Source organism: Acinetobacter sp. BWR-L5, from assembly GCF_039655985.1.
GTDB lineage: Bacteria > Pseudomonadota > Gammaproteobacteria > Pseudomonadales > Moraxellaceae > Acinetobacter > Acinetobacter johnsonii.
Map to the genome: position 1 here is coordinate 57,513 of NZ_JAGFEV010000006.1, position 25,634 is coordinate 83,146.

Annotated in this window: 26 protein-coding genes; 15 read left to right on the forward strand and 11 right to left on the reverse strand. The window is 42.5% G+C overall.

Annotation, left to right across the window (positions count from 1 at the left end; translation table 11 throughout):
* Window positions 1–25 precede the first annotated feature (25 nt).
* From JZ787_RS11850 to rimI, 3 genes are all read left to right on the forward strand, one after another.
* Window positions 26–931 carry an alpha/beta fold hydrolase gene (locus tag JZ787_RS11850; RefSeq protein WP_346312381.1) on the forward strand — a complete coding sequence of 302 codons (906 nt, stop codon included), beginning with the start codon at window positions 26–28 and terminating at the stop codon, window positions 929–931.
* A gap of 203 nt (window positions 932–1,134) precedes the next feature.
* Window positions 1,135–2,016 (forward strand): metal-dependent hydrolase, encoded by an 882-nt coding sequence (locus tag JZ787_RS11855; protein WP_346312382.1) that lies wholly within the window; start codon window positions 1,135–1,137, stop codon window positions 2,014–2,016.
* A 104-nt stretch (window positions 2,017–2,120) separates the two neighbouring features.
* A complete protein-coding gene (gene rimI, locus JZ787_RS11860; RefSeq protein ID WP_218289368.1) occupies window positions 2,121–2,579 on the forward strand; it encodes a ribosomal protein S18-alanine N-acetyltransferase in 459 nt (152 codons plus the stop codon).
* A gap of 29 nt (window positions 2,580–2,608) precedes the next feature.
* On the opposite strand, the gene JZ787_RS11865 is transcribed toward rimI, so the two are convergent.
* The 3 genes from JZ787_RS11865 to trxB all read right to left on the reverse strand — a co-directional run bounded on the left by JZ787_RS11865 (window position 2,609) and on the right by trxB (window position 5,216).
* The gene (locus tag JZ787_RS11865; protein WP_004694916.1) at window positions 2,609–3,424 is read right to left on the reverse strand and encodes an arginyltransferase; all 816 of its coding nucleotides are present in this window, start codon (window positions 3,422–3,424) and stop codon (window positions 2,609–2,611) included.
* A 21-nt stretch (window positions 3,425–3,445) separates the two neighbouring features.
* Window positions 3,446–4,177, reverse strand: a complete 732-nt coding sequence (gene aat / locus JZ787_RS11870) for a leucyl/phenylalanyl-tRNA--protein transferase (protein ID WP_130235182.1) — start codon at window positions 4,175–4,177, stop codon at window positions 3,446–3,448.
* Between the two features lie 85 nt (window positions 4,178–4,262).
* Window positions 4,263–5,216: a thioredoxin-disulfide reductase gene (gene trxB / locus JZ787_RS11875; protein ID WP_004694912.1), complete on the reverse strand. Its 954-nt coding sequence runs from the start codon at window positions 5,214–5,216 to the stop codon at window positions 4,263–4,265.
* Between the two features lie 295 nt (window positions 5,217–5,511).
* Here trxB and JZ787_RS11880 point away from each other — a divergent pair, with 295 nt between their 5' ends.
* Window positions 5,512–8,607 (forward strand): DNA translocase FtsK 4TM domain-containing protein, encoded by a 3,096-nt coding sequence (locus JZ787_RS11880; RefSeq protein ID WP_346312383.1) that lies wholly within the window; start codon window positions 5,512–5,514, stop codon window positions 8,605–8,607.
* Window positions 8,608–8,664: 57 nt separating this feature from the next.
* Window positions 8,665–9,570 carry an AEC family transporter gene (locus JZ787_RS11885; RefSeq protein WP_346312384.1) on the forward strand — a complete coding sequence of 302 codons (906 nt, stop codon included), beginning with the start codon at window positions 8,665–8,667 and terminating at the stop codon, window positions 9,568–9,570.
* Window positions 9,571–9,626: 56 nt separating this feature from the next.
* Here JZ787_RS11885 and JZ787_RS11890 read toward each other — a convergent pair whose 3' ends face one another.
* The 6 genes from JZ787_RS11890 to JZ787_RS11915 form a co-directional block, all read right to left on the reverse strand.
* Entirely contained in the window at window positions 9,627–9,914 is a 288-nt protein-coding gene (locus tag JZ787_RS11890) for a PA4642 family protein (protein WP_004694907.1), read from the reverse strand.
* A gap of 121 nt (window positions 9,915–10,035) precedes the next feature.
* Window positions 10,036–10,308, reverse strand: coding sequence for a cell division topological specificity factor MinE (gene minE, locus JZ787_RS11895; RefSeq protein WP_004694905.1), 273 nt, complete (start codon window positions 10,306–10,308; stop codon window positions 10,036–10,038).
* A gap of 2 nt (window positions 10,309–10,310) precedes the next feature.
* Window positions 10,311–11,123, reverse strand: a complete 813-nt coding sequence (gene minD, locus JZ787_RS11900; protein ID WP_004694902.1) for a septum site-determining protein MinD — start codon at window positions 11,121–11,123, stop codon at window positions 10,311–10,313.
* Window positions 11,124–11,192: 69 nt separating this feature from the next.
* The gene (gene minC / locus JZ787_RS11905) at window positions 11,193–11,924 is read right to left on the reverse strand and encodes a septum site-determining protein MinC (protein ID WP_346312385.1); all 732 of its coding nucleotides are present in this window, start codon (window positions 11,922–11,924) and stop codon (window positions 11,193–11,195) included.
* 123 nt (window positions 11,925–12,047) lie between these two features.
* Window positions 12,048–13,094: a preprotein translocase subunit SecA gene (locus JZ787_RS11910; RefSeq protein WP_346312556.1), complete on the reverse strand. Its 1,047-nt coding sequence runs from the start codon at window positions 13,092–13,094 to the stop codon at window positions 12,048–12,050.
* A 13-nt stretch (window positions 13,095–13,107) separates the two neighbouring features.
* Window positions 13,108–14,040, reverse strand: a complete 933-nt coding sequence (locus JZ787_RS11915; RefSeq protein ID WP_346312386.1) for an acyltransferase — start codon at window positions 14,038–14,040, stop codon at window positions 13,108–13,110.
* A 256-nt stretch (window positions 14,041–14,296) separates the two neighbouring features.
* Between JZ787_RS11915 and JZ787_RS11920 the strand changes: the two genes are divergently transcribed.
* The 9 genes from JZ787_RS11920 (at window position 14,297) to JZ787_RS11960 (ending at window position 23,444) form a co-directional block, all read left to right on the forward strand.
* Window positions 14,297–14,947 (forward strand): OmpA family protein, encoded by a 651-nt coding sequence (locus JZ787_RS11920; RefSeq protein WP_004984284.1) that lies wholly within the window; start codon window positions 14,297–14,299, stop codon window positions 14,945–14,947.
* Between the two features lie 126 nt (window positions 14,948–15,073).
* Entirely contained in the window at window positions 15,074–17,113 is a 2,040-nt protein-coding gene (locus JZ787_RS11925; RefSeq protein ID WP_004694892.1) for a UvrD-helicase domain-containing protein, read from the forward strand.
* Window positions 17,114–17,156: 43 nt separating this feature from the next.
* Window positions 17,157–17,609, forward strand: coding sequence for a dUTP diphosphatase (dut, locus tag JZ787_RS11930; RefSeq protein WP_004694889.1), 453 nt, complete (start codon window positions 17,157–17,159; stop codon window positions 17,607–17,609).
* 199 nt (window positions 17,610–17,808) lie between these two features.
* On the forward strand, window positions 17,809–19,236 hold the full coding sequence (locus tag JZ787_RS11935) for a phosphomannomutase/phosphoglucomutase (RefSeq protein WP_346312557.1): 1,428 nt from the start codon (window positions 17,809–17,811) through the stop codon (window positions 19,234–19,236).
* Between the two features lie 10 nt (window positions 19,237–19,246).
* The gene (gene argB / locus JZ787_RS11940; RefSeq protein WP_004984290.1) at window positions 19,247–20,149 is read left to right on the forward strand and encodes an acetylglutamate kinase; all 903 of its coding nucleotides are present in this window, start codon (window positions 19,247–19,249) and stop codon (window positions 20,147–20,149) included.
* A gap of 168 nt (window positions 20,150–20,317) precedes the next feature.
* The gene (locus JZ787_RS11945; protein WP_346312387.1) at window positions 20,318–21,166 is read left to right on the forward strand and encodes a class II glutamine amidotransferase; all 849 of its coding nucleotides are present in this window, start codon (window positions 20,318–20,320) and stop codon (window positions 21,164–21,166) included.
* A 274-nt stretch (window positions 21,167–21,440) separates the two neighbouring features.
* The gene (locus JZ787_RS11950) at window positions 21,441–21,896 is read left to right on the forward strand and encodes a bacteriohemerythrin (protein ID WP_005400160.1); all 456 of its coding nucleotides are present in this window, start codon (window positions 21,441–21,443) and stop codon (window positions 21,894–21,896) included.
* A 142-nt stretch (window positions 21,897–22,038) separates the two neighbouring features.
* Window positions 22,039–23,121 (forward strand): hypothetical protein, encoded by a 1,083-nt coding sequence (locus JZ787_RS11955; protein ID WP_346312388.1) that lies wholly within the window; start codon window positions 22,039–22,041, stop codon window positions 23,119–23,121.
* A complete protein-coding gene (locus JZ787_RS11960) occupies window positions 23,121–23,444 on the forward strand; it encodes an RnfH family protein (protein ID WP_004984298.1) in 324 nt (107 codons plus the stop codon). The genes JZ787_RS11955 and JZ787_RS11960 overlap by 1 nt, the downstream gene beginning before the upstream one ends.
* Window positions 23,445–23,490: 46 nt before the next feature.
* Here JZ787_RS11960 and bamE read toward each other — a convergent pair whose 3' ends face one another.
* Complete coding sequence (bamE, locus tag JZ787_RS11965; protein WP_004694868.1) at window positions 23,491–23,889, reverse strand: outer membrane protein assembly factor BamE; 399 nt, start codon at window positions 23,887–23,889, stop codon at window positions 23,491–23,493.
* Window positions 23,890–24,001: 112 nt separating this feature from the next.
* Between bamE and fur the strand changes: the two genes are divergently transcribed.
* Window positions 24,002–24,439 (forward strand): ferric iron uptake transcriptional regulator, encoded by a 438-nt coding sequence (fur, locus tag JZ787_RS11970; RefSeq protein ID WP_004694866.1) that lies wholly within the window; start codon window positions 24,002–24,004, stop codon window positions 24,437–24,439.
* Window positions 24,440–24,498: 59 nt separating this feature from the next.
* On the opposite strand, the gene JZ787_RS11975 is transcribed toward fur, so the two are convergent.
* Complete coding sequence (locus JZ787_RS11975) at window positions 24,499–25,620, reverse strand: PilT/PilU family type 4a pilus ATPase (protein ID WP_004694864.1); 1,122 nt, start codon at window positions 25,618–25,620, stop codon at window positions 24,499–24,501.
* Between the last annotated feature and the right edge of the window lie 14 nt (window positions 25,621–25,634).

Here is a 25,634-nt window from a genome sequence, read left to right on the forward strand (position 1 = left end):
TACAAGACATAATGGAATAAGTATAATGAACACGTCACAACTCAACTTTATTAGCCAAGGTACGCGTTGCGCTGGCACCTTGCAGTTACCCTCTCAAAATCGTAAAGCTCCAGTCATTATTATGGCGCAAGGCTTTGGGATGATTAAGGATGCAGGCTTACCCAAATTTGCAGAACGCTTCGTAGCACAAGGCTACGCTGTGTTTTCTTTTGATTATCGTGGCTTTGGTGAAAGCGGTGGACAACCACGTCATTGGGTCAGTCCTAAACGCCATTTAGAAGACTGGAAAGCTGCGCTCGATTTCGTAAGAACACTCGATTCAATCGATACGCAACAAATTATCCTATGGGGCTATTCATTCTCTGGTGGACATGCCATTCAAACTGCGGCGCGTGATGGAAAAATCAAAGCCATTGTTTTACAAGCACCTCACGTCGATGGTAAGTCGAGCCTAAAAGGGGTTCCACTGACTAAATTGGCAAAATTGAGTGCTGCTGGCTTTATGGACTTGTTAGGCGGTTGGGTCAACAAACCTGTTTATCGTCCAATTATTGGTCGTGGGCATGAAGTTGCAGCAATGACCACACCTGATGCTTGGGATGGGTATTTATCTCAATTACCTGAAAATGCTAAATGGGAAAATAAAACTCGTGCACGTATCTTTTTAGAAATAGCCAACTATAATCCTGTACGTTTTGCACATCAGTTATCTATGCCCGTGGTGGTCATTTCAGGTCAACGCGATACCATTATTCCCGAACAATGCATTCGTGCTGCAGCACAGAAAATGCCAAATGCTGAATACTATATGCTGAACAGCAATCACTTTGAGTTCTGTGATGGGGAGCTATTTGAGCAAAATATTACTTTGCAAATTAACTTCCTCAAGAAGCATTGTCCAGCACATGCTGAGCTTACTGTCGCGGCATAATTAAAAAGAGGCTTTTAGCCTCTTTTTTTATATTCACATGATTTTATATTTTAATTGTCTAACAATCTGCCTTCAAAACTGTCCTAAACTGATATTTTGCTGACCCTAACTGCACTTATGGGTGAAGTCCAATCGCGTAAGATAAAAAGACGAAAACAACTATAAGTAGTGGATGTCTTCAGGATATTCATAGGAGCAGAAAGATGAATGCGAAGGTAAAAATCACTAACCGTGCGGGTGCGAGTTTTCCTGTACGTCGGATGAACTTTGAGTTTGAAAGCGTACCTGAATATTGGATGAATGGTTCAGCTGGACTGACCCATTTTATGACTGCGCTGTCAGCACTCTTTCCAGCAGGTGAAATGTTTTTTATCGATAGTGTTCGTGCGGTTAGACAGCATCCTTCGATCAAAGACAATGTCGAATTACAAAAAGAAATTTCAGCCTTCATTGGTCAAGAAGCGATGCACACACAAGAGCATGAAGGTTTTAATGTCTCTGCGCAAAAGTATGGGCACGATGTTGCAACACTTGACCGCTATACCGATCGCGCAATTCAAACCACGCGTAAGGTGTTTGCTTTTCTAGGCAAGCCTGTGGGTATTACACAAGAGATAGTGGATTTAACAGCAACCACCGCGCTGGAACATTTTACTGCAACTATTGCCTCTCAGTTGTTGGTCAATAACCACATTCAAGAGCTGATGAGCGATGAAACCATGAAAACCATGTGGTTATGGCATGCTATTGAAGAAAATGAGCACAAAGCTGTGGCTTATGATGTATTTGAAGGAGTTTTTGGAAAGGGAATCAAATCCTATCTACTACGAACGGGATCACTGGTTGCAGCCATGGCCATTTTATTCTGCGTGCAGTCGTATTTTGTGTTTCGGTTATTAAAGCAAGATAAACAATTGAACAGGGCTGCGCTGAAAGATATTTATACCTATGCATATAGTCCATCGAAAGGAATTATTACAGGGATGGCACGTGAAATGATCATGTACTTTAAACCAGGTTTTCATCCTAATCATCACGACACCGACGCTTTACTTGAGAAGTGGAAGCTAAAATTAGGGTTTTAAGCAGTTTTGGCTCTTTGAGCGATGTAAATCGCTCTTTTTTTTGTTCGGTTTTTAGCACAAATTTTTTATACTGTGACCTCCACATTTTAGAAAGATAAACGAAGATGATTCGTTTAATGCAAGCTGCGGACTTAAGCCAAGTTGCGCGGATTGAAAATTTAGTTCAAACCCATCCTTGGAGCCTACAACAGTTCCAAGAGTCCATGCAGTCTTATCACAGTACTGTGATTGAACAGGCAGGACAGGTGGTGGGTTTTTGTATCCTTCAGCCCGTTCTTGATGAGGCCAATTTATTGTTGATGGCCATTCATCCAAGCCAGCAAGGCAAAGGGCTGGGGTATCAGCTATTAGATGCGTCACTGGCACAACTCAAAAACAACCCGATACAAGTGTTCTTAGAAGTTCGTGAGAGCAATCAAGCAGCGATTGCCTTGTATGAAAAGTCCGGTTTTCATCAAATTGATTTGCGTAAAAATTATTATCCTAAACCAGATGGTGGTCGTGAACATGCCATTATTATGGTGAAATCGTGTAGTGATGACTTTTCCGAGTTGTTTAAATGAGAGAAAAGTCGAGTTTCTGTATAACGTCATTATTTAATAATGGCGTTATTCCACCCCGAAGGTAGGGTGGTCATTAAGGAGTTTCCCAGTTGCTGCACTTCCTCGCTGCTCAGGCTATGATTGAGTCTGCGCCACTGACCATCAATCAGCAACTCTAGCGGTAAATACTGCGATTTGTAGTTCATTTTTTCTGAGTGCGGCACCCAATAGCCCAAATACACAAACTGCAAAGCGCGTGCTTTGGCGAGCTCGATTTGTTTTAAAATGGCGAAAGTGCCGAGTGAGCGTTTGTTTTCATCGGGATCAAAAAAGGTATAAACCGCAGATAAGCCATCATCTAAAGGGTCGCAGGTCGAAACACAGATGAGTTGGTCTTCTTTCCACAGCTCTAAGAAAAAGCTCTCGGTACAGCTATGTACAAGGAATTTATCAAACTGATCACGACTGGGCGGGAACATGTCTCCATCGGCATGCCGTTTAAAGATATAACGCTCATATAAGTCATAATGTTTTTTGGTGGCATCCGCAGTGCGGGTAATTTTTAAAGTCAGATCTTGATTACGCTTCCATGCTTTTTTTTGACTGCTGTTCATTTTAAATTCGCGTACAGGTACGCGGCTAGATAGGCACTGTCGACACAGATGACACTCTGGGCGGTAGACAAAATCACCACTCCGGCGAAAACCTACACGAGAAAGTTCGGACAGCGTGACGACATCAATACGATGCGCTGGATCGAGAAATACCATCCGGGCTGACTTTTTTTCTAGATAGCTACAGTCATGCGGTGGCGTGATGTAATACTGTAAATCATTCAGTAGGGACTTCGGGTGATACGAATTCATGATAAATCCCTCTATTATTCTTTATTCGGTCAGTCGCGCATTTTGCGCTATTGTTTTACTTGAAAATACACCCTCCTGATACATTTTCCAATCGATAGCGGGTTGATTTACAACATCTTGTAACGATTTTAAGTAGGTTTGCCGAGAAAGTGTACAAGCACCGAGGCTTAAAAGATGATCATTGACCAATTGGCAGTCGATCCAAGGCAGCTTATTTTCACGGCCAATCAACATCAGCGTATAAAATGCCATTTTTGAGACATCAGTTTCGGTACTGAACATGGACTCCCCAAAACAGCCGTGTCCAATGCTGATGCCGTATAATCCACCAACTAAGCGTGTTTGATCCCAAACTTCAACGCTATAGCCATAACCCGCATCAAACATTGCGCAGTAGCCATCTATAATGTCTTCACTGATCCACGTGTCATCAGCGTAGCTGCGTGGTAGTGAGCAGGCACGGATCACCCGTTCAAAAGCTTGATTGATGGTGATGCGGTAATCCTGCTTTTTCATGCTACGAATGAGGGTTTTGCTGGGCTGATAATCCTGCGGACGGATGATGCAACGTGGCTCGGGGCACCACCAGCAAATGGGCTCGCCTGTTGAGAACCATGGAAACAAACCATGGGTGTAGGCTTCAAATAAGGTAGAAGGGGAGAGGTCTGCACCGATACAAATTAAGCCTTCACCTTCGGGGTCAACTTCAAGTGGATCGGGAAAGATATACTCAGAAGGTGGTAACTGCTGCATAGTGGTGTGTATACATGATAAAAAATGACTTTAAGATCATACATAAAAAACCGCCTATGGAAGGCGGTCTTTTTCAAGGCTTAGATTATTCGCCTAAAGCATCCAAATACTTTTCCGCATCTAGCGCAGCCATACAGCCAGAACCCGCTGAAGTGATCGCTTGACGATAAACACTATCAGCAATGTCACCTGCTGCGAATACACCTGCAACAGAAGCAGCTGTGGCATTACCAGATGTACCGCTTTGAACTTGAATATAGCCATCACGTAAGTTCAATTGACCATCAAACATCGCGCTGTTTGGCTTGTGGCCAATGGCAACAAACAAACCTTGGACATCAATATCTTGTGTAGATTCGTCTTGAGTCGATTTTAAGCGAACTGCGGTTACACCCGTGTTGTCACCTAAAACCTCATCCACTTGGTGATTCCAAATGATGCTGATTTTGCCTTCTTTTTCCTTTTCAAATAAATGATCTTGAAGGATCTTTTCAGAACGCAATGAGTCACGACGGTGAACCAAAGTCACATGCGATGCAATGTTAGACAAATATAGTGCTTCTTCAACGGCAGTATTACCACCACCCACAACCATCACTTTTTGGTTTTTGTAGAAGAAACCATCACAGGTTGCACATGCGCTCACGCCTTGGCCCATAAAAGCAGCTTCAGATTCAAGACCTAAGTACTGAGCGGTTGCACCTGTGGCAATAATCAGTGCATCACAAGTGAACTCATCCATGTCACCTTTGAGTACAAATGGACGTACAGAAAGGTCGACTTCATTGATATGATCGTAGATGATTTCAGTACCAAAACGTTCCGCGTGCGCTTGCATACGTTCCATCAGTGCAGGACCTGTTAAGCCTTCAGGGTCACCCGGCCAGTTATCGACTTCAGTCGTTGTTGTTAGCTGACCACCGAGTTGGATACCCGCAATCAATGTAGGCTTTAAGTTGGCACGCGCAGCATATACCGCAGCGCTGTAACCCGCAGGGCCTGAACCGAGAATAATCAAACGTGAGTGACGAGCGCTCATACGTAGAATCCTTTTTTTATTTAGAAATTTGTGGAATTATACGTGAAACTCTATAACAGTTGTGTGAGTTCAATGTCGATATTATTGATCAATCAAATCGATTTGAGCTATATAGAAGAAATATGCGGCGTAGAGCGGGAAAAAGTGGAAAAATCATCTGCTCGCTATACATAAAGCATTTAAGAATAGTGCATCTTTTTATAAAGAAGAGGTGCATAATATGACGTTTATTGTGAAACTTTTGCTTTAGGTTTCGAACAAAAACATTAATGAAGAATTTGTTACAGGACAGTATATGACTGAGGTGTCGGGTGCTTATGCACAGCGCTTATTAATGACATTATTTTTAGTCTCGTTTGGCATTTATTTGTTCCTTGCTACCGTGACCTATACCCCATTTGATCCGGGCTGGATGCATATATCAAGTGATACCTTGCAAGTCTCGAATGCCAGTGGCGTTGCAGGGGCGTGGATTGCTGACCTACTGTTCGGTTTTTTAGGCTGGGCAAGTCTACTTATTCCTGTGTTTTTGTTCATTGAAGCCATTCAAGTCTGGTGGCCGCATAGTTTTTTAAACCGCCCATTTCGTTATGCTGCACAATTCTTTATTTTGCTTGCAACCGCCAGCTTACTGTTCTTGTTTTGGAAAGTTCCAGCGGACACTTTAGACAATGCCTCTGGCGGCATTATTGGTTATGAACTGGGACAAAGTTTGTCGCAGATTTTAACCATTTACGGTGCAACCTTATTTTTGGTCGTGTTTACCGTGGTCTTATTGACCTTGGCTTTCGGTATCAAATGGAACCGTACTTTCGCGACCCTCAAAGCAACTCCTGCATATTTACAAGATTTATTTTACCGTAACGTACCTGAAAGCGAGTCTGCCTTTGATCGTACGACGCCAAGCGTCAAAAAAGAAGTGATTGCAACGGCACCGAAAAAGGGTATTGAAGCAACGGAATTGGTCGAGCCGCCAGTAGCCGTGCAAGAGCTATCGGTTAAAGCACCTCAGCGCGACTATTCAGCAGAGCATTTGTTTAATGACATGGTGGCCAAAGAGCAACGTGTTCAAGAACAACATGTGGATGTGGATGATGAAGTAGAGCTTGAGCGGACTATAGAAAAAGCGCACCAATTAGAACAAGACAGTCAGCGTGTCGTAGCGACAGGGGAAGTGTGGCGTGCATTAAACTCAGGTGAAGATCAACGTCATAAAAATGATATTGATGCTTTACTTCGTGCTGCCGAAGAAGATCGCCCATTTAGCCCAGAACAACATTTTCAAGCAGTGGTGCAAGATCATACAGCGCCAATTGCTGATCCTCATTATTTCCAAGACGATGCCCCTGCACAGAAGAAAAATGTCGACTGGGATGATGATGAAATCTTTGACGAGCTGCTTGCTGCCGTACCCAATGGCAAAACAGCAACGGATGTTCACAGCCCATTCAATACACCTGAACTGGTGTCTCATTTACATGTGGTTGAAGATCCAATTGCGGTAGCCGAGGTTGCAACCTTAAGTGCTGCTGCAAGTCCCGTTGCATTACAACCAGCGCCGAGTGGAATTGCAAAAGCACAGCTTGATGAATTGGATGATTTAGACGAATTCCTTGCTGAGGATTGGTCAGAGCAGAAAGTAGCTGCTTCAGATGTACGGACCAGCAGCAGCTATGCGCAGTCATCAGCTTTTGTACAAGCACCCATTCAGCATCATAATACCGTAAGCACAAGTGCTACAGCTGCTGTAGCCAAAGAAGTTTTGTCCAAAGAAGCGTTTATTGAAGCATGGCAAGATACCGCTGGAAAACCGCAAGATGAAGAAGAGTTTGACTTTGATGCGCCATTGACTGATGCATCAGGCCGTCCAATGTCTTTGTCCATGCAAGTAGCAGAGCGTCGTCGTGATTTATCACCACTGCCAGGACTGGATTTACTGGATGAAGTTGACCTGAATAAAAAAGTCAATTTCACAGCTGAACAGTTGGCACGTTTATCTGAATTGCTTGAAATTAAATTACAAGAGTTCAATGTCAAAGCCAAAGTGGTCGAAGCGCAGCCCGGGCCAGTAGTAACTCGTTTTGAGTTGGATTTAGCACCGGGCGTGAAAGCCTCTAAAGTGACCAATATTTCCCGTGACCTTGCGCGTTCAATGTCCATGGCATCTGTACGTGTGGTTGAAGTTATTCCGGGTAAACCGTATATCGGGATTGAAGTGCCGAATAGCACACGTGAAATGGTGCGTTTAATCGAGTTGTTGACCATTCCTGCTTTTACCGATCCGAATAGCATTCTTTCGATGGCAATGGGCAAAGATATTTCAGGTAATCCTGTCATTGCTGACTTAGGTAAAGCCCCGCATATGCTGGTTGCAGGCACCACAGGTTCAGGTAAGTCTGTTGCAGTGAACTCGATGATTTTATCGATGTTATTGAAATATACGCCGAATGAGTTGCGTTTAATTTTGATTGACCCGAAACAGTTAGAACTTGCTAACTATAACGATATTCCACATTTGCTCACCCCAGTTGTGACTGATATGAAAGATGCGGTCAGTGCATTGAACTGGTGTGTGAATGAAATGGAACGTCGCTATAAGCTGATGTCTTTCTTAAAAATTCGTAAGCTAGCGGACTATAACCGCAAAGTGGAAGAAGCGATTGCCAATGGCGAAGAGCTGATTGATCCGACCTGGAAAGCCAGTGATTCGGTTGCCGGTGAGCGTGCACCACGTTTGACCCCATTACCATCGATTGTGATTGTGGCGGACGAGTTTGCCGATATGATTATGCAGGTCGGTAAGAAAGCTGAAGAAATGATTACGCGTTTGGCACAAAAGTCACGTGCCGCAGGCATTCATTTGTTACTTGCAACGCAGCGTCCATCGGTCGATGTAATTACGGGTCTGATTAAAGCCAATATCCCAACACGTGTGGCTTTACGTGTGAACTCAAAAATTGACTCTCGCACGATTTTGGATGCTGGTGGGGCGGAAGACTTACTGGGTCATGGTGATATGTTGTTCTTAGGGCCGGGTAAAATTGAACCTGAACGTGTACATGGTGCCTTTATTGCTGATGATGAAGTGAACCGCATCTGTGATGCTTGGCGTGAACGTGGCTCGCCAAATTATGTTGATGAAATCCTAACGCCGTTTGATGAAGAGCCAAGTTCTCGTGGCTTTGAAGATGGTGATGGCGATCCAAACCGTGATGCACTTTATGACCAGTGCGTATCCTTTGTATTGGAAACACGCAAGGTTTCGGTGTCCTCGCTACAACGTAAGTTTAGTTTGGGCTATAACCGTGCCGCGCGGATTGTCGACCAAATGGAAGAAAATGGGATCGTGAGTGCGCAAGGTGCGAACGGTAAGCGAGAAATTTTAGTTTAAAAAGAAAGCCTGCGGATTGCAGGCTTTTTCTTAATCATTCAGTTTAGGCATCCAGTCATGCAAATTATTGATGCATTAATTCCATTGGTAGTACTCATTGCCATGGGGTATGTATTAAAGCGGTATCGCTTTTTAACGGTAGAATTTTGGCAAGGCGCTGAAAGACTGAATTATTGGATTTTGTTTCCTGTTTTGCTGTTCAGTAGTCTAGCCACCGTTCATTTTAATGTCGGGCAAGTCTTGCCAGCGCTTGCTGTGGTCTTTAGTGTGACCTTGCTGATGAGTGTGGTGCTGTGGGTATTAAAAGCGGTGTATGGTACGCCTGTGGCGCAATTTGGCGTCTATTTGCAGAGTCATATTCGTTTCAATACTTATATTGGTTTGACCAGTATGGCTTTGATTTTTGGCGCTGCAGGGATGCAAGTCTTTGCCATGATTATTGCCTTTGTTATTCCTTTAGTGAATGTACTTTCCGTACTTGGTTTTTCTCAAGGGCAGGGACTGTCTTATAAAAATATTGCGTGGTCTGTTGCGAAAAATCCACTGATTCTCGCCTGTCTGGTCGGGATCATTTTTAATTTTTCAGGTATGCATTTGTCCGAGAGCATTAACCAATCTTTAAAGCTAGTAGCAGGGATGAGCCTCCCGCTTGGGCTATTGTGTGTGGGCGCAGCACTCCAGTTTGATGCGTTAAAATATGCTGGCCGAGCGCTAATTTTAAACACTTTTGGGCGTTTAATCTTGGTGCCTATTTTGGCCTATGTAGGCTGTCTTTTATTTGGTTTAGCAACATTTGAAACCATGATTGTGGTGGTATTCTTCTCACTGCCGACGGCCTCAGCAGCCTATGTCCTAACCAAATATTTTCAAGGGGACAGCCAGCTCATGGCAGCAATCATTAGTTTGCAAACTTTGTGCTTCGGTTTGACTTTTCCACTTTGGATGTGGTTTTTACAGACATAAAAAATGCCAGTTCTATCGTACTGAGCTGGCATTTTAAAATTGCTGTTTTTGAAGAGTTAGGCAAATTTAGCCAAGACTTCTAAAAACGGTGCTGCCTGACGTGGGTAAGCGGCAATTACGTCATGGATGCGCTGACCTTCGGGATTGGTAGCGTTAATGTCGCGACCATCCGTTTTAAATTGGGTGAGCAGTCGCTCATAATCACTTGGGCGCATGTGTTTAAATGCATGGTACAACACATGAAAATCGCCATTCACACCTTCAGGAGGAAGCTGAGTTAAGTAGGCAAATACACGCTCATCTGACCATTCTTCATTGAACGTTGCTGGCTGAGATAATGCCATAGCAATCTCCTTGCTGGTTTAATCATTAAAAAAGGCAAAATATGAGAGACAAAGAAAATACTTTCTTGTGTCTGCGCATATTCTGCCTTGATTCAATTTGCTTGACTAATCAAAAATCAGATTAACGTTCTTCAGGCAAATTGATATTCATTTCAAGCATTTCAATATTCGCTTCAGAACGGACAGCCATTTGAATGTGCTGTTCATCTACACCGCGAACATAGCGATTCACCACTTGCATGATTTCTTTCTTCATTTGGTCGATTTTGTCTTGGCTAAGACGTTTACCTAAACCACTTTCAGATGCTACGATGACTTTCAAACGATCTTTCGCTGTTTGAGCACTAGACGGTTTTTCATCATTACTAAAAAGCTTACTCCAAAATCCTGCCATGTCTACGCTCCAAATAATCGTGCTAACCAGCCTTTAGGCTTCACGGTAATGTGACGGTAAGGACGTTCTTCACCTAAGAAACGTGCCACAAGGTCATCATAGGCTTGGCCTGCTGATTCTTCAGTAAAGAGAATCACTGGTTTACCTTCATTCGATGCTTGTAAAACGCTCTTACATTCAGGAATCACTCCCAAAGTTGGCACACGTAAAATATCTTTAGAAATGTCGTCAATGGTTAACATTTCTTGTTTATCAGCACGTTCAGGGTTGAAGCGTGTGATACACAAGTGTTTACGAATACGACCTTCATTCATTTCAACTTTTTTGGTTTTGCTGTCGAGCATACCAATAATACGGTCAGAGTCACGTACAGATGAAATTTCAGGGTTGGTCACAATAATCGCTTCATCGGCATGGTACATTGCTAAAATTGCACCGCGTTCGATACCTGCAGGTGAGTCACAAATAATGTAGTCAAACTCTTGTGACAACTCATCCATGACACGTGCTACGCCTTCATCAGTTAAGGCATCTTTATCACGGGTTTGCGACGCAGGTAAAATATATAAATTCTCGATATCTTTATCGCGGATAAGCGCTTGTTGTAATCGAGCTTCGTTATTTAATACATTGACAAAATCATACACAACGCGGCGTTCACAACCCATGATCAAATCAAGGTTACGTAAACCTACGTCAAAATCGATCACAACAGTTTTGTGACCACGTAGGGCTAAACCTGTTGCAAAAGATGCGCTTGTCGTAGTTTTGCCTACGCCACCTTTGCCTGATGTTACGACAACAATTTTCGCCACCGAATCCACTCCTGTTATGGTTTAAATCCCCTTATTTATCATTTGGGGCTTTTGGTGTTTATTTATACATTAAAATTCAAGCGCTTCAAATACAAGCTCTTGTTGATCATTTAAGTAAATATGTGTTGGGCGTTTTAAATGCTGCGCTGGAATATCATCTGCAACACAATAGGTCCCTGCAATTGAAACCAATTCAGCTTCTAAAGCATGACAGAAGATGCGTGCAGCGCTGTTTCCGCCCGCGCCGGCAATGACTCTACCACGAGCACTGCCATAAATATGTATATTTCCTGAAGCAATCACTTCCGAGCCACTGTTAATGCCTGCGGTAATAATGATATCGCCTTGATTTTGAACCAAGCACTGACCTGTACGTAAAATTTCGTCATGGTATGAAGTTGCATGACGAATAACAGGTACTGGCATAACTGGCGTATTGGTCGAAGCTGTCGCAGCAGGAGCAGGGGCTTCAACCACTTGCTCTTTGGTTGCTTTGACTTCTTGAAGTTGCGAGCTAATACCATGACCTTGCGCGGGAATCACAGGGAACTGAATGGCACGGGCCTGTTCAGCCAAAATTCCTTCTTGTACTGCCATTGGCTGTACATCCAGATCCAGTAATAATTGAATCAAGGAAATTAGCTCTTGCTCCACGCTACTTTCCAGAACAACTAACGCTCCAGCAGTCGATGCATTTTGTAATGTTTTACTTAATTGCTGTCGGATTGCATCATGATCATTGGTGTCAAGGGTAATGCGAATCGCATTGACCATTCTGCCAGTTATCCGGATATCAGCCATAATTTTTCCTTAAGACTTCTCAGATTTATTTTTTACTAAAGAAGTGATGTTGTAAATAGAGCAAATCCTAGAACAAAATGAAGGATTGCACTAGCTGCGTTTGTAATATTTTTACCTTAATGCTTATTCTTTGGCTTGATCATCTTTTTCAAGCTCTTCTAACCACTGTTTCACCTTAACTTGCTTGCGAATGGCATCCAAACTTTCATAAACAACAGACTCAACCAACTGTTCCAAAGACTGATTATCGATTTTTAAATCACTGACTTTTTCAGCTATCAAGCGATAAGTGGCATTGGGCTGTGCTGCATTTCCCACCACCATCGGTTCCAGTAAACCTTGTGTGATGTTTTCACCAAGTCGTTGTCCGATACTTTGAATTTGTTGCTCAATTCTTCCACCCACAATTGGGATTAAACGCAGTAATTGGGTCAGTTCAGGGGTATCTTCAATCGCACGATTCACAATCAGACCGACATTTTGGGCAATGAAATACTGTCGCTGTTTCAGTTCGGTGGCGAGAGATTCTTGTAAAATTTCAGCCAATGCTTGTGCAAATAAAGCCCGATGATGATCGACCAGGTCATGGATAATTTTTTTATGGGTAGAGCTGGTATTTAATTCGTGCTTCACCCCATCTAATACAGTAATCACGACGCGGTCAGAGAGTTCTTCCATCACTACTCGGTAGTAAAATTTGGCCTTGGTTTGTACCGACTCAGGAATTACGTTATAGCCTAATTCATGTAGTCGAAAAGCAATCACCCCTGCACGAAATAATCTTAAAAAACGTAAATGAGGAATAATCGCTAAAATTTCGTACCAATGAATAAAGGGAAAGAAAAACCAGCGACGATGGTGTCGATACACGATGGCAATGCCCCAACGCACCAATAATTCAGTAATCAAGAACAGAATAAACCAAGCTTCTGTGGTGATAACCCACGGATGCAAATGCTCACGATAGAAGCTTAAGACACTTTCTAGGTGAATGGCATGGAAAAACCATCCACCGATATTGCTCATGATAAAAAAATTAGCACATAAACAAAACAAGTTAAAAATGATGAGAAACACCATAAAAATGTCATAGATCAAAAACAGTTTGAAATACAAACTTTGTGGATCAACCTGATGATATTTAGACTTTTTGACTTGGTTATTCTGCATCATGCATAGACCCTTACTGGGTTAAATTGGACATTGAGTATTTGGCTTTCATTTTTTCAATCAACTGGTCTTTTTCAGTCCAAAGTTGATCGACCCACTGTTGGAATTGTTCACGAAAGTCTGCATCGTCTTCATAGTTTCCAGCGAGGACCCATGCAGGAATATCAATTTTACGCAAATTGACCGCAATCCGTGGGACTTCCCCGAGCCAAAATTCGCTATAGCCAGGCGCGCCGTCGGGATAAACAATGGTCATATCTACCAAGGCATCAATGTCATTACCTAAAATACTTAAGGCCAAGGCCAAGCCACCCGCTTTCGGTTTAAGTAAATTTTGGTAAGGCGACTGCTGCTGTGCATGTTTTTCTTGCGTAAAACGCGTGCCTTCCAAATAGTTTAACAGGGTAAAGGGTTGGCTAAGCAGTTGTTCACAAGACTTGCGTGCCTCTTCCATATCGCGTGTTTTCAACGCAGGATTTTTCGCAATTTGTTCTTTACTATGCCGCTTCATCATCGGGAAGCCTAGAATTTTAAAAGCTTGGCCGACAAATGGAATAAAAATAAGTTCCCACTTGGTAAAAAAACGGGTGAGGGGCATACGGGTTAAACCAAAATATTGGTTAACCGTGGTGTCGACCCAACTTTGATGGTTGCAAGTCATGAGGTAACGGCCCTGCATACTTAGCTCAAGATCATCGTCGACAGAAATGTCCCATTTTGTGTTGGGTAAGACATGATCGATTAAATAATTGTTCACAGCGAGCCAACTGTTGGTGATTTGAATATTGGTCTCATCCACCTTTTTAGATTTTTTAAACAGTTTGGTCAGGCCAAGCGCAAGCACTGGCGGGCCATGAAAAAAAGTACTGCCTGTAATGACTGAACCAACAGTTAAACCACGTGTGATTTTTTTTAATAAAGGTTGTTTTTGGTTTGGTGATGACATAAAAATAAACCCTAAAATATAATGCGTTTCGCAACTCGTTCTATTTCTAAAGGTCAATATAGTACGGGATGATCAAATAGAAAAGCACCAAACATTAACTGTGTAGAAATTGTGACGAAGAAAGCCTTGAAAAGGAAATTTTTTATTACATATTGTAAATAAAGGCTTTATTATTAACAAAAAATCAATGGTCTAGATCATCGTTTTACGACAATATTCGTTCTATAAACAAAACACACAAAGAAGGAGGCATGCGATGCGTGCACTAGCAATTTCCGCAGTCGTTGGGGCAATGGTTCTTACAGGTTGTCAAAGCACTGGTAATAACATTGGTGGTGTAGAATACGATAAAGCTGCTTTAGGAACCTTAATTGGTGCTGCTGCGGGTTATGGTATTTCTAAAGGAAGTGCAAATACTAGCCGTCAAAACAACCGTGCTGCAGCGATTGGCGCAGTTGTCGGTGGTGCGACTGGTGTTTACCTTGACAACAAAGAGAAAAAACTTCGTCAACAAATGGCGGGTACTGGTGTAGAAGTTAACCGTAATCCAGATGGTTCTGTAGGTTTGGTTATGCCGGGTAACATTACTTTTGATACCAACAAATCAAACATCAAGCCGAACTTCTATTCAACTTTAAACAAAGTTGCGCAAACCCTAACTGAAGATAACAAGAGCGGTATTCTTGTAACAGGTTATACAGACAGTACAGGTAATGATTCAATCAACATTCCTCTGTCTCAAGCGCGTGCGCAATCTGTAGCAAGCTACTTGGCATCTCAAGGTGTTTCTACAACACGTATTAATGCACAAGGTCAAGGTTCAGCAAACCCAATCGCGTCTAACGCAACTGCTGAAGGCCGTGAGCAAAACCGTCGTGTAGAAATCAGCATCTACGCAATTCAATAATTTTTATTGAAGACTGAAAAACCACCTTCGGGTGGTTTTTTTATGATTGTTAAAATATGAATTTGCATTATGCATCTGTTGCGGAGATGACTATAATCGAGCTCGGAATGAAATAGAGGAAAGACTATGTCACTGGCAAGTCAATTAAACGACAAGCAACTTGAAGCCATGAAATACACTCAAGGACCCTTGTTAGTACTTGCAGGGGCTGGTTCAGGTAAAACTTCGGTGATTACCCGTAAGATTGCCTACTTGGTGAAACACTGCGGCATTCCTGCTTATCGTATTACCGCGATGACGTTTACCAACAAAGCAGCACGTGAAATGAAAGAACGTGTCACCAAGCTGCTGTCACGTGAAGAGGCAAAAGGGCTTTCAGTCTCGACCTTTCACACCTTCGGTCTAAACATGCTGCGTTTAGAGCTGAAACACACACCATTAAAAAATAATTTTTCTATTTTAGATGCGGACGACTGTAAGCGTATTTTGATGGACTTGATGCACCGTGACAATTTATCCGGTGCGGAAAGTAAAGAACTGATTGCCAAAGCCATGAAGATGATTTCAGATTGGAAAAATGATCTGATTCCACCTGAGCAAGCACACACCACCTGTGAAACCGCAGAAGATGTTCAGTTTGCGCACTTGTATCAACTGTATGAGCGTAATTTACGGGCCTATAATGCGGTCGATTTTGATGACCTGATCGTGATGCCGACGCGTCTTTTACAAGAAAATGCAGAAGTACGTGAGCGCTGGCAAAATCGCATTCGCTATTTATTGGTCGATGAGTATCAAGACACCAACACCGCACAGTATATTTTGGTGAAATTGCTGGTCGGGGTGATGGGACAGTTCACAGCGGTGGGTGATGATGATCAATCGATCTACGCATGGCGTGGTGCCAAGCCTGAAAATATGGCTTTGCTGAATGAGGATTTTCACAATTTAAAAGTGATTAAACTCGAACAGAACTATCGTTCGACCAGTCGTATTTTGAAAGCGGCGAATACCGTGATTGGTAACAATCCGCATATTTTTGATAAAAAACTGTGGTCAGATAAAGGACATGGTGAAGTAATTCGAGTGATTACGTGCCGCAATGATGACGATGAGTCAGAACGCGTAGTGAAAGACTTAATTACCCATAAACTGATGAATGGTAAAAATTGGAAGGATTACGCGATTTTGTATCGGGGGAACTTCCAAGCACGAGCACTGGAAACACAACTGCGTCAAATGCAGATTCCATATAAATTATCGGGTGGTCAGTCGTTCTTCGGACGGGCTGAAATCAAAGACGTGATGAGCTATTTGCGCGTCATTATTAACCCTGAAGATGACAGTGCATTTTTGCGAATTATCAATACACCTAAACGTGCCATTGGGCCTGTGACTTTAGAAAAGCTGGGTCTGTTTGCACAAGAAAATCATTTGTCGTTGCTCTCTGCAGCGGGTGATCAGCGTCTCACCATGGTGATTCCTAAAAAAGCCACCACACAGTTGGCGGAGTTTGCAGACTTCATTACCACCTTCACTCGTGAGTTGCTTGAGGATGATGAACCTGTGCCCATTATCCGTAAGATGATGGTTGAAGCAGGCTATATCGACTATGTCAAAGAGTCTGCGGCGACGCCTGCACAGGAAAAAACCAAGCTAGATAATATTGAAGTGCTGTATAGCAGTATTCAAAGTTTGATTAACCGTGCTGAAGATGTTGATGAGAAAAACATTGAAAGTGTAATTCGTAAAATGGTGTTGCTAGATATGTTAGAGCAGCAGCAAGAAGAAGAAGACACTGACAAAGTAAACTTGTTGACGCTGCATGCATCCAAAGGTCTTGAGTTTCCATATGTTTATCTGATTGGTCTTGAGGAAGAATTGCTGCCGCATAAAAACTCGATTGCCGCCGATACAGTTGAGGAAGAGCGTCGCCTGATGTACGTGGGCATTACCCGTGCCCGTCAGGGTTTAACTATCACGCTTGCAGAACAACGTAAGGCAGGCGGTCAAATGAAGCAAATGACACCAAGCCGTTTCTTGGATGAGTTGCCGCAAGATGAGTTGGAGTGGCTGGGGCGTAAAAAGAAACTAGCGGGCAATGTCGATCCGAAATTACAAGCGCAGCATTATTTAGACAATTTACGTGCGTTGATTAAGCGCTAAATATTTTTTTGTTTTAGAAATTCATTGTACTAGGAAAAAGAGAATGAAAGTTCAGGTTAAAGTGTTGGATTCACGTTTAGGCAATGAATGGCCAATGCCAACTTATGCGACAACGGGTTCAGCAGGCTTAGACCTTCGTGCATGTGTTGATGCTGCGACCGTCATTGAACCGGGACAAACTGTTTTGGTCAAAACAGGTCTGTCGATTTATATTGAAGACCCACACTTTGCAGGTTTAATTTTACCGCGTTCAGGCCTAGGTCATAAGCACGGCATTGTTTTGGGTAACTTGGTGGGATTAATTGATTCGGACTATCAAGGTGAGTTAATGGTTTCAGTTTGGAACCGTAGTCAAACTGCTTTCAGTTTAGAACCGGGTGAACGTCTTGCACAGTATGTACTCGTACCTGTGATTCAAGCACAGTTTGATATTGTGAATGAGTTTGAAGCGACAGAACGTGGTGCAGGTGGTTTTGGACATACTGGTCAAAACTAATCTGTCAGTGATAAATTAAAACAACAAAGCCTCTCCTTGAAAGAGGCTTTGTTGTTTTAATGCTGAATGATCATTTTTAGTTCATAAAAAGTTACAACTCTTTTTTGAATCCTTAGTAAAATTAAATGCAGCGTTAAGCATAAAAACAAGGGCAGTTGATAATGAATTGCTCAAAATGAATAAATTAGAAGTTAGACCTATGGATTTTCAGCCAAAATTTCCTGCACATATTTTTCGTGCCTATGACATTCGTGGCAAATTGGATGTCATGAGTGCTCAGCTGATTCGTGCCATTGCACAGGCGCTCGCAACGCAATACTTAAATGCTGGGCAGACACGTCTAGCCATTGGTTATGATGCCAGACAAAGTAGTCCTGCCTTTGCAGAAATTATTTACAAAGAATGTCTTACACAGGGCTTAGATGCGAAAATTATCGGATGTTGTGCTAGCCCTGTGTTGTATTACACGGCACGCCAGTTTGATGGCAATGGAATTATGGTGACAGCCAGCCACAATCCGAAGTCGGATAATGGGATCAAATGGATTATACAAGGTGAGCCTCCTTTACCTGAGGCAATCCAACAGGTGGCACGCGATGCAAATGAATATTTTGACAGCCATGCAGAGATGAACTGGCAAATGTTGTCACATCAGATCGTGCCTGAATATTGTCTGGCTTATCAGGTGGCATTGCTCAATGATATACAGCTCATGCCTCAACCTCGACCCTATAAAGTTGTGGTGGATGGTTTATACGGTTCAGCGGGGCGTTGTGCCGTTTTGGTCTTAAAGAAACTCGGCTGTGAGGTGCATGCTTTACGCTGTGAGGCTAATGGTGAATTTCCTGAACATGCCCCCGATCCATCTCAAGCCAAACATCTAAATCTGCTGCGTAACGCCGTGCAGCAACAGCATGCCGATATCGGTATTGCCTTTGATGGTGATGGTGATCGTGTTGTATTGATTGATGAAAAGGGCGTAATCATTTCAGCAGACCGTTTATTGTCCTTGTTTGCGCACATGTGTTTGGCTGATCATCCAGCACATGAAGTGGTTTTTGATGTGAAATGTTCCACGATGGTTCGAAATACCGTATTGGCTCATCACGGTATTCCAAAAATGATTCGCACAGGCAGTTCTTTTTTGCGTAAATATTTGGCGCAATCTGAAGGAGATGCTGTTTTTGGCGGTGAGTATGCAGGGCATTATGTGTTTAATGATGGTCGTGGTTTTGGTTATGACGATGGTTTATATGCCGCACTACGTGTGTTGGAATACTTAAGCTTGAAGCAATGCACTTTGTCGGAAGCACTGGCAGACTACCCAGAACGTGCCAGTACAGAAGATATTTATATCAGCACCCATCAGATTTCCCCGGCGCTGGTTTTAGCGAATGTGGAAAAACAAAGTCAGCACTTTCAAGCGGAAATGAGTAAAATTGATGGCGTAAGACTTGATTTTGAGGATGGATTTGGCATTATTCGAGCATCGAATACGGGCGAGTATTTTACTGTGCGTTTCGACGCGGACAGTGATCAGCGGCTCCATCAAATTCGCCATAACTTTGTGCACATGCTGACGGCAGATTATCCGCAGATTGCACAAGACCTATTAGACGCCCATTAAGGAGAGGCACATGCCACATCAACATACTGGCCTCGACAAAGCACAAGTTCTGACTGAAGCTTTGCCGTACATTCAACGTTTTGCTGGAAAAACGCTAGTAGTGAAATATGGTGGCAATGCAATGACCGATCCTGAGCTTGAGAGCTCGTTTGCACGTGACATCGTTTTGTTAAAAACCGTCGGTTTAAATCCAATCGTGGTGCATGGCGGTGGTCCACAAGTGGATTCATTTTTAAAGCAATTGGGGCGTGAGTCGGACCGTATTGATGGCATGCGAGTGACCGATCCAGCGACCATGGAAGTGGTTGAAATGGTGTTGGGCGGTAGTGTGAATAAATCTATCGTGAATTTGATTAACCAACATGGTGGTCGTGCCATTGGTTTAACGGGTAAAGATGGTAACTTACTGCGTGCACAAAAGTTACTGATGGAAAAAACGGCGGAAGATGGCACGGTACAAAAAATTGATCTTGGCCTAGTGGGCGAAGTGACCAGTGTTAAAACCGATGTATTGGAAATGTTTACCAGTGGTGATTTTATTCCTGTGATTGCACCATTAGGTGTGGATGAAGAGGGCAATACTTATAACATCAACGCTGATTTGGTGGCTGGAAAAGTGGCTGAAGCCCTCGGTGCTGAAAAGCTGATTTTGTTGACCAATATTTCAGGTGTTTTAGATGAAAATAAAAACCTGCTCACCGGTCTAACCACTCAAGAAGTTGACCGCCTCATTGAAACGGGCGTGATTTATGGCGGTATGATTCCGAAAGTGGGTTGTGCTCTAGATGCGGTGAAAGGTGGTGTGGTAAGCGCGCATATTGTGGATGGTCGTGTGCCACATGCAACGCTGTTGGAGATTTTCACCGATCATGGTGTCGGTACATTAATTACCAATCGCAGTAATAAGCACTAAATATTTTGAAAAGCCTCCTCAGAGGCTTTTTTTAGGCCTATGCATTTTATAACAATAGTTTTATGCGTGAATGTGTTCGGGTTATGAAGCATTGTGAATTGCAAGCCAGTCAGGACTCATGCACAATAAAACCATCATAAATAAATATGTTTAAATAAGATCAATATTATGTGCCAACTGCTCGGAATGAACTGTGCAACACCGACTGATATTACCTTTTCATTTCGAGGCTTTTCACAGCGCGCGGGGATTACTTCAGACCATTGTGACGGTTTCGGGATTGCTTTTTTTGAGGATAAAGCCTGCCGTTTATTCGTGGATAATCAATCTGCAGTTGAATCGCCGATTGCTGAATTAATTCGTAATTATCCGATCAAATCACGCAATGTGATTGCACATATCCGCAAAGCGACACAGGGAAAAATTAACTTAGAAAACTCACATCCATTTAGCCGTGAGTTGTGGGGACGACAGTGGATTTTTGCGCATAATGGCGATTTGCATAACTTTGATCCTGTACTGTCAGGACGCTTTACGCCAGTTGGTAATACCGACAGCGAACGTGCATTTTGCTATTTACTGGACCAACTGGTGAATAAGTTTGGCTATACCGAGCCAAGTCTAGATCAAGTTTTTGATTTATTAACTGATGTTTCTCCACGAATTGCAGAGCATGGCACGTTCAATTTCTGTTTATCGAATGGACAAGCCCTGTTTAGTTATGCCATTACCAAACTGCATTGGTTGGTGCGTGAGTACCCATTTAAACCTGCGCAGCTGATCGACATTGATGTTGAAGTTGATTTTAGTCAAGTCACTACCGCTGAGGACCGCGTGGCCGTGATTACTACGGAACCGTTGACTCAAAATGAAGCGTGGACAGCCTTTGCACCCGGTGAAATGATTTTATTTCAATATGGCAAAGCGATCCGCCACCAAATGACCCATGTGGAACGTTTAATCCGAGAAGCTAAAGATCCCTCTTTAAAACGCGTTACTAAAGCAGATAAATATTAATTTATTTCAAAATGATTAGAATATGAAAGCATGTTGATAATAATATAAAACATGCTTTTATTTTGGTACATACTTATAAAATAATAAAATTGATTAAATAATAACTGATTCTTTTGGTCGGATTTAAATTTATTTACTTATTTAAAATAAATACTTAAGTTTAATTTAATGAAAATAGTATAAAACCAACCAATTTGATTCACTTTTATTTTTAATTCTAATCGATATGATTAATTCATGTAATTAATCTATTAATTTTTATTGGGTGGTCGGAATGATAATGAAGTGGGTTCCAGAATATAATACTGGTATCGATGTGATTGACGATCAACACCGTCGTATTCTCGATTATATCAATGAAATTGATGCGATTGATGTCAATACTGACCGTGAACGCGTCAAACAGATTTTAGAAAATATTATTGATTACACACAGTCTCACTTTACTTTTGAAGAGTCTCTCCAAGAAGAAGCGGGTTATAAATATCGTGTACCGCACAAACGTGTACATGATTTATTTATTAAAAAAATTGAATCTTATCGTGATCGTTTTGAGTTGGGTCATTCAATCGAAGCTGAACTGCATGAAGTGTTGTCGAAATGGCTGATTAATCATATCCAGCACGATGATGCAGATTATGTCGGTGCCGTAAAAGAAAATATGATGGGCATCATCAAAGAAAAAGAAAAGAAAAAAGGAAAAAATTGGTTTGCTCGTTTCTTTTCATAAGTGAGCCAAACGAGGGATAAAAACAATAAATTTTAATTATATTTAGCGCAGCAAATCATCAGTTTTGATGGTTTGCTTTTTGTTTTTGATTTTCATAAGCGAGCAAGGCAAAATAGCGCAAGACTTATTGAAGGAACGCATCATGCAAGACAATGCTCTGTCACGATGGTTATCGCCGCTGATGGCATTTTGTTTATCATTTATTATCATTGCCACACTTGCACCCTTGGTGGGAATTCAGGTTGAACGTCAGCTCGACTTTTGGTTACTTTGGTTAGTGACCATGGTGATCTTGGCTTTACCTGTGTGTTACTTAGAAATTGCCTTAGCCAAGCGTTCAAAAACCACGGCATTGAATGCTTTGTTGAGTTTGACGCGTGATGCCGATGCTTCTCAGACGTGGCGTCTTGTTGGATGGCTTGCTGTTGTCTTTATTCCTTTTTTAGCGGGCGGCATGTTGTCTAATGCTGCGCAATTATTAAATCAATATGCACTGGCCGATATGACATCGTCCGTGATCTTTATTACTTTGGCCGTGGTTGCCATCGCGTTGTCTTTTGCCCCACGTCTGTTGACCTTAGCGTTAACGGCGGTCGGTGTGCTGATCTCCTTAGTGCTTGCAAACCTCTCTGGTACAGGAACGGCTGAGTGGCAAGTGACGCCGGTTGAATTTTCAGAATGGGGCAGTGCAACGGTATTGGCTTTGGTGGCAAGCGGTTTAGGACTCGGCCTGTACTGGCAGAACAGTTTGGCACAAGTTCAACAGCAAGATGCTGCAAGCAAGACTGTTTTACCGATTTGGATTGCACAAATTTTAGCTGTGGTTGCTTTTGCATTTTTTGCAGTCCAAGCGGCATTACCTGCGTATGCGATTGCCTTAACTGCAGTTGCAGCGGCAGCCGTGCTGTTACAGATGGCACGTGAGCAGTTGGCACAGCGCCAGTTAAATATTGTGATTCAATGGATCGTATTGCTAGCTGCAACGTTGGTTTGGTTGATTCCAGCCACTGGCCCGATTTTTAACATCTTACTGATGCTGTGGGGCTTAGTGATTTGTTTGATTTATGCCATTTTTGCCGGTTGGATTATGAAAATTAGCCATTTACGTAAGTCGATGAACTTTAGTAATGAAGCTTTTTATAATATTTGGCGCATTGCCGTGCGTGTGGTATTACCTGTTTCTATCGTATTGGCAATTGTAGCCGTACTTGGAAAACTGATCTAATGCGCATGCTTCAACAAGTCTGGGTTGCTTATGCAACAGCAGACCAGCAGTTTCATATCAGTGTGCCATTTTCTGAAGGAATGACGGCGCAGGATGCGATTCAACTGAGTGGTATAGGTTCGCAGGTTGAATTGCCTGAGCCTTTACAATTGGGCATCTTTGGTATCCGCTTGAAAGATCTTCAACAGGTTTTGCAAGTAGGGGATCGTGTTGAAATTTATCGTCCTTTGAGCATTAATCCTAAAGATATTAGAAGGATACGTGCACAAAATAATCCTGTGGGTCGCTTTGCAAAAGGCAATCGCTTAAAACAATCGAAATGATATGAAAAACCCCTCAGTTGAGGGGTTTCTTTTTTAGAATAAGGCTTTATAGTGGGGGCGCGTTTAGAATCGCTTCTTTCGATGCTGGTAAGCCCGGCTGAGATGCAGGAATGGTTTCTAAGCCTTCAATTTTTTGCACAATACCGTTTGGGTCGAAATAGACTTTCAGGTGTTGACCTTGTGCAGCAGGAATCTTGGCTTTTTTAGCATACGTTCCTGGGGTATAATTGTAGATGTAGTCCCAACGTAGCGGATTCATTGGATCTGAAACTGTCGGGCTGCCAAGCAAAAAGCGAACTTGTTGATGGCTCATGCCAACTTGTATTTTTGACGCTTGTGCTTGAGTTAATGGCGTACCTTGAGGAATATCAACTTTATAAACGCCCAAGGTCGAACAGCCTGCGAGCAGTGAAGTGACGAATAACGCCAACATGATTTTTTGCATTTTGCTACACTATCCCAAATTAATTATGATGCAATTGAGCCACGGATAGATCATACTGCATCTACACTTTGTTGCATATTCTAACTTTAAATTTGTTGAGAGACCTTTTTACATGCCAATTTCAAATCAAGATCTACGCAAAGCTGGACTTAAAGTTACACTTCCACGAATTAAAATATTAGAACTACTAGAAAATTCAAAGCAACACCATTTAAGTGCGGAAGATATTTATAAGACTTTACTTGAACAAGGTGAAGATGTCGGTTTAGCAACTGTTTACCGCGTGTTAACGCAGTTTGAAGCAGCGGGCATTATTCAGCGCCATCACTTTGAAAATAACCATTCTGTTTTCGAAATCATGCAAGACGATCATCATGATCATATCGTTTGTCAAAACTGCAACAAAGTGGTTGAGTTTAGCAACGAAGTGATTGAGCATGAGCAGCACGAAGTTGCTGAAAAGCATGGCTTTACTTTAACAGGTCACTCACTCAACCTATATGGTTACTGTGATGCTGCGGAGTGCCAAGAAGCACTTCGTAAAAAGTAATAACTTAGACCTAAAAAAGGGCTTCATGAGAAGCCCTTTTTTATTGCTTAAAGAAATGCTTAAGCTTGTCCGTCAAACGTGATGTTTGCACTGGCATGCAATAGACGATCACCGCCTTCTTCAGACAACTTGATTTGTAAGCGTAAGTCGTTTGGAGAGTCGGCGTGTTTCAGCGCATCTTTATAGGTAATCTGCTTAGCTTTGTACAAATCGAATAAGGCTTGGTCAAAAGTTTGCATACCAAGTTCACGAGAACGCTTCATCAGGTCTTTAATTTCGTGGATTTCACCTTTACGGATCAAATCGGAAATTAACGGTGAGTTAATCAAAATCTCAATTGCAGCACGACGAGAATTGCCGTCTGGTGTTGGAATCAACTGCTGAGCAACCATCGCTTTAAGGTTTAAAGACAAGTCCATAAACAATTGGCTATGACGGTCTGCTTCAAAAAAGTGAATAATACGGTCGATGGCTTGGTTGGCGTTGTTGGCGTGTAGCGTTGCAAATACCAAGTGACCTGTTTCAGCAAAGGCAATCGCATAATCCATGGTTTCACGGGAACGAATCTCACCAATCAGGATCACATCGGGTGCCTGACGTAAGGTGTTTTTCAGCGCGATTTCAAAAGAGTCAGTATCAATGCCCACTTCACGTTGGGTAATGATACAGCCTGCATGCTCATGAATAAATTCAATTGGGTCTTCAATGGTAATGATATGGCCTTTCGAGTTTTGGTTACGGTAACCAATGATCGAAGCCAAAGAGGTCGATTTACCCGTACCTGTTGCACCTACAAAGATGATGATGCCACGTTTGGTCATGGCCAACTCTTTGAGCACAGGCGGGAGTTTTAACTCGTCCATGGTTGGAATTTGCGTCTCAATCCGACGCAAAACCATGCCTGGCATATCACGCTGTTGAAAGGCACTGACACGAAAACGTGCCGTTTTATCCCGATTCATAATCGCGAAGTTGCACTCATGTGTATCTGCAAATTCTTTACGCTGCTTTTCACTCATAATCGAGTTGAGCAGTTGCCCCGCGACATCACCCGTCAGCTTACCCTTAGCCACAGGCACAATTTGACCGTTAATTTTCATGGAAGGTTCAACATCAGCAGTGATAAATAAATCCGACGCTTTTTGTTGAATCATATAATTGAGTAAGTCGTTAAAATCCATATCTATACCCCAAA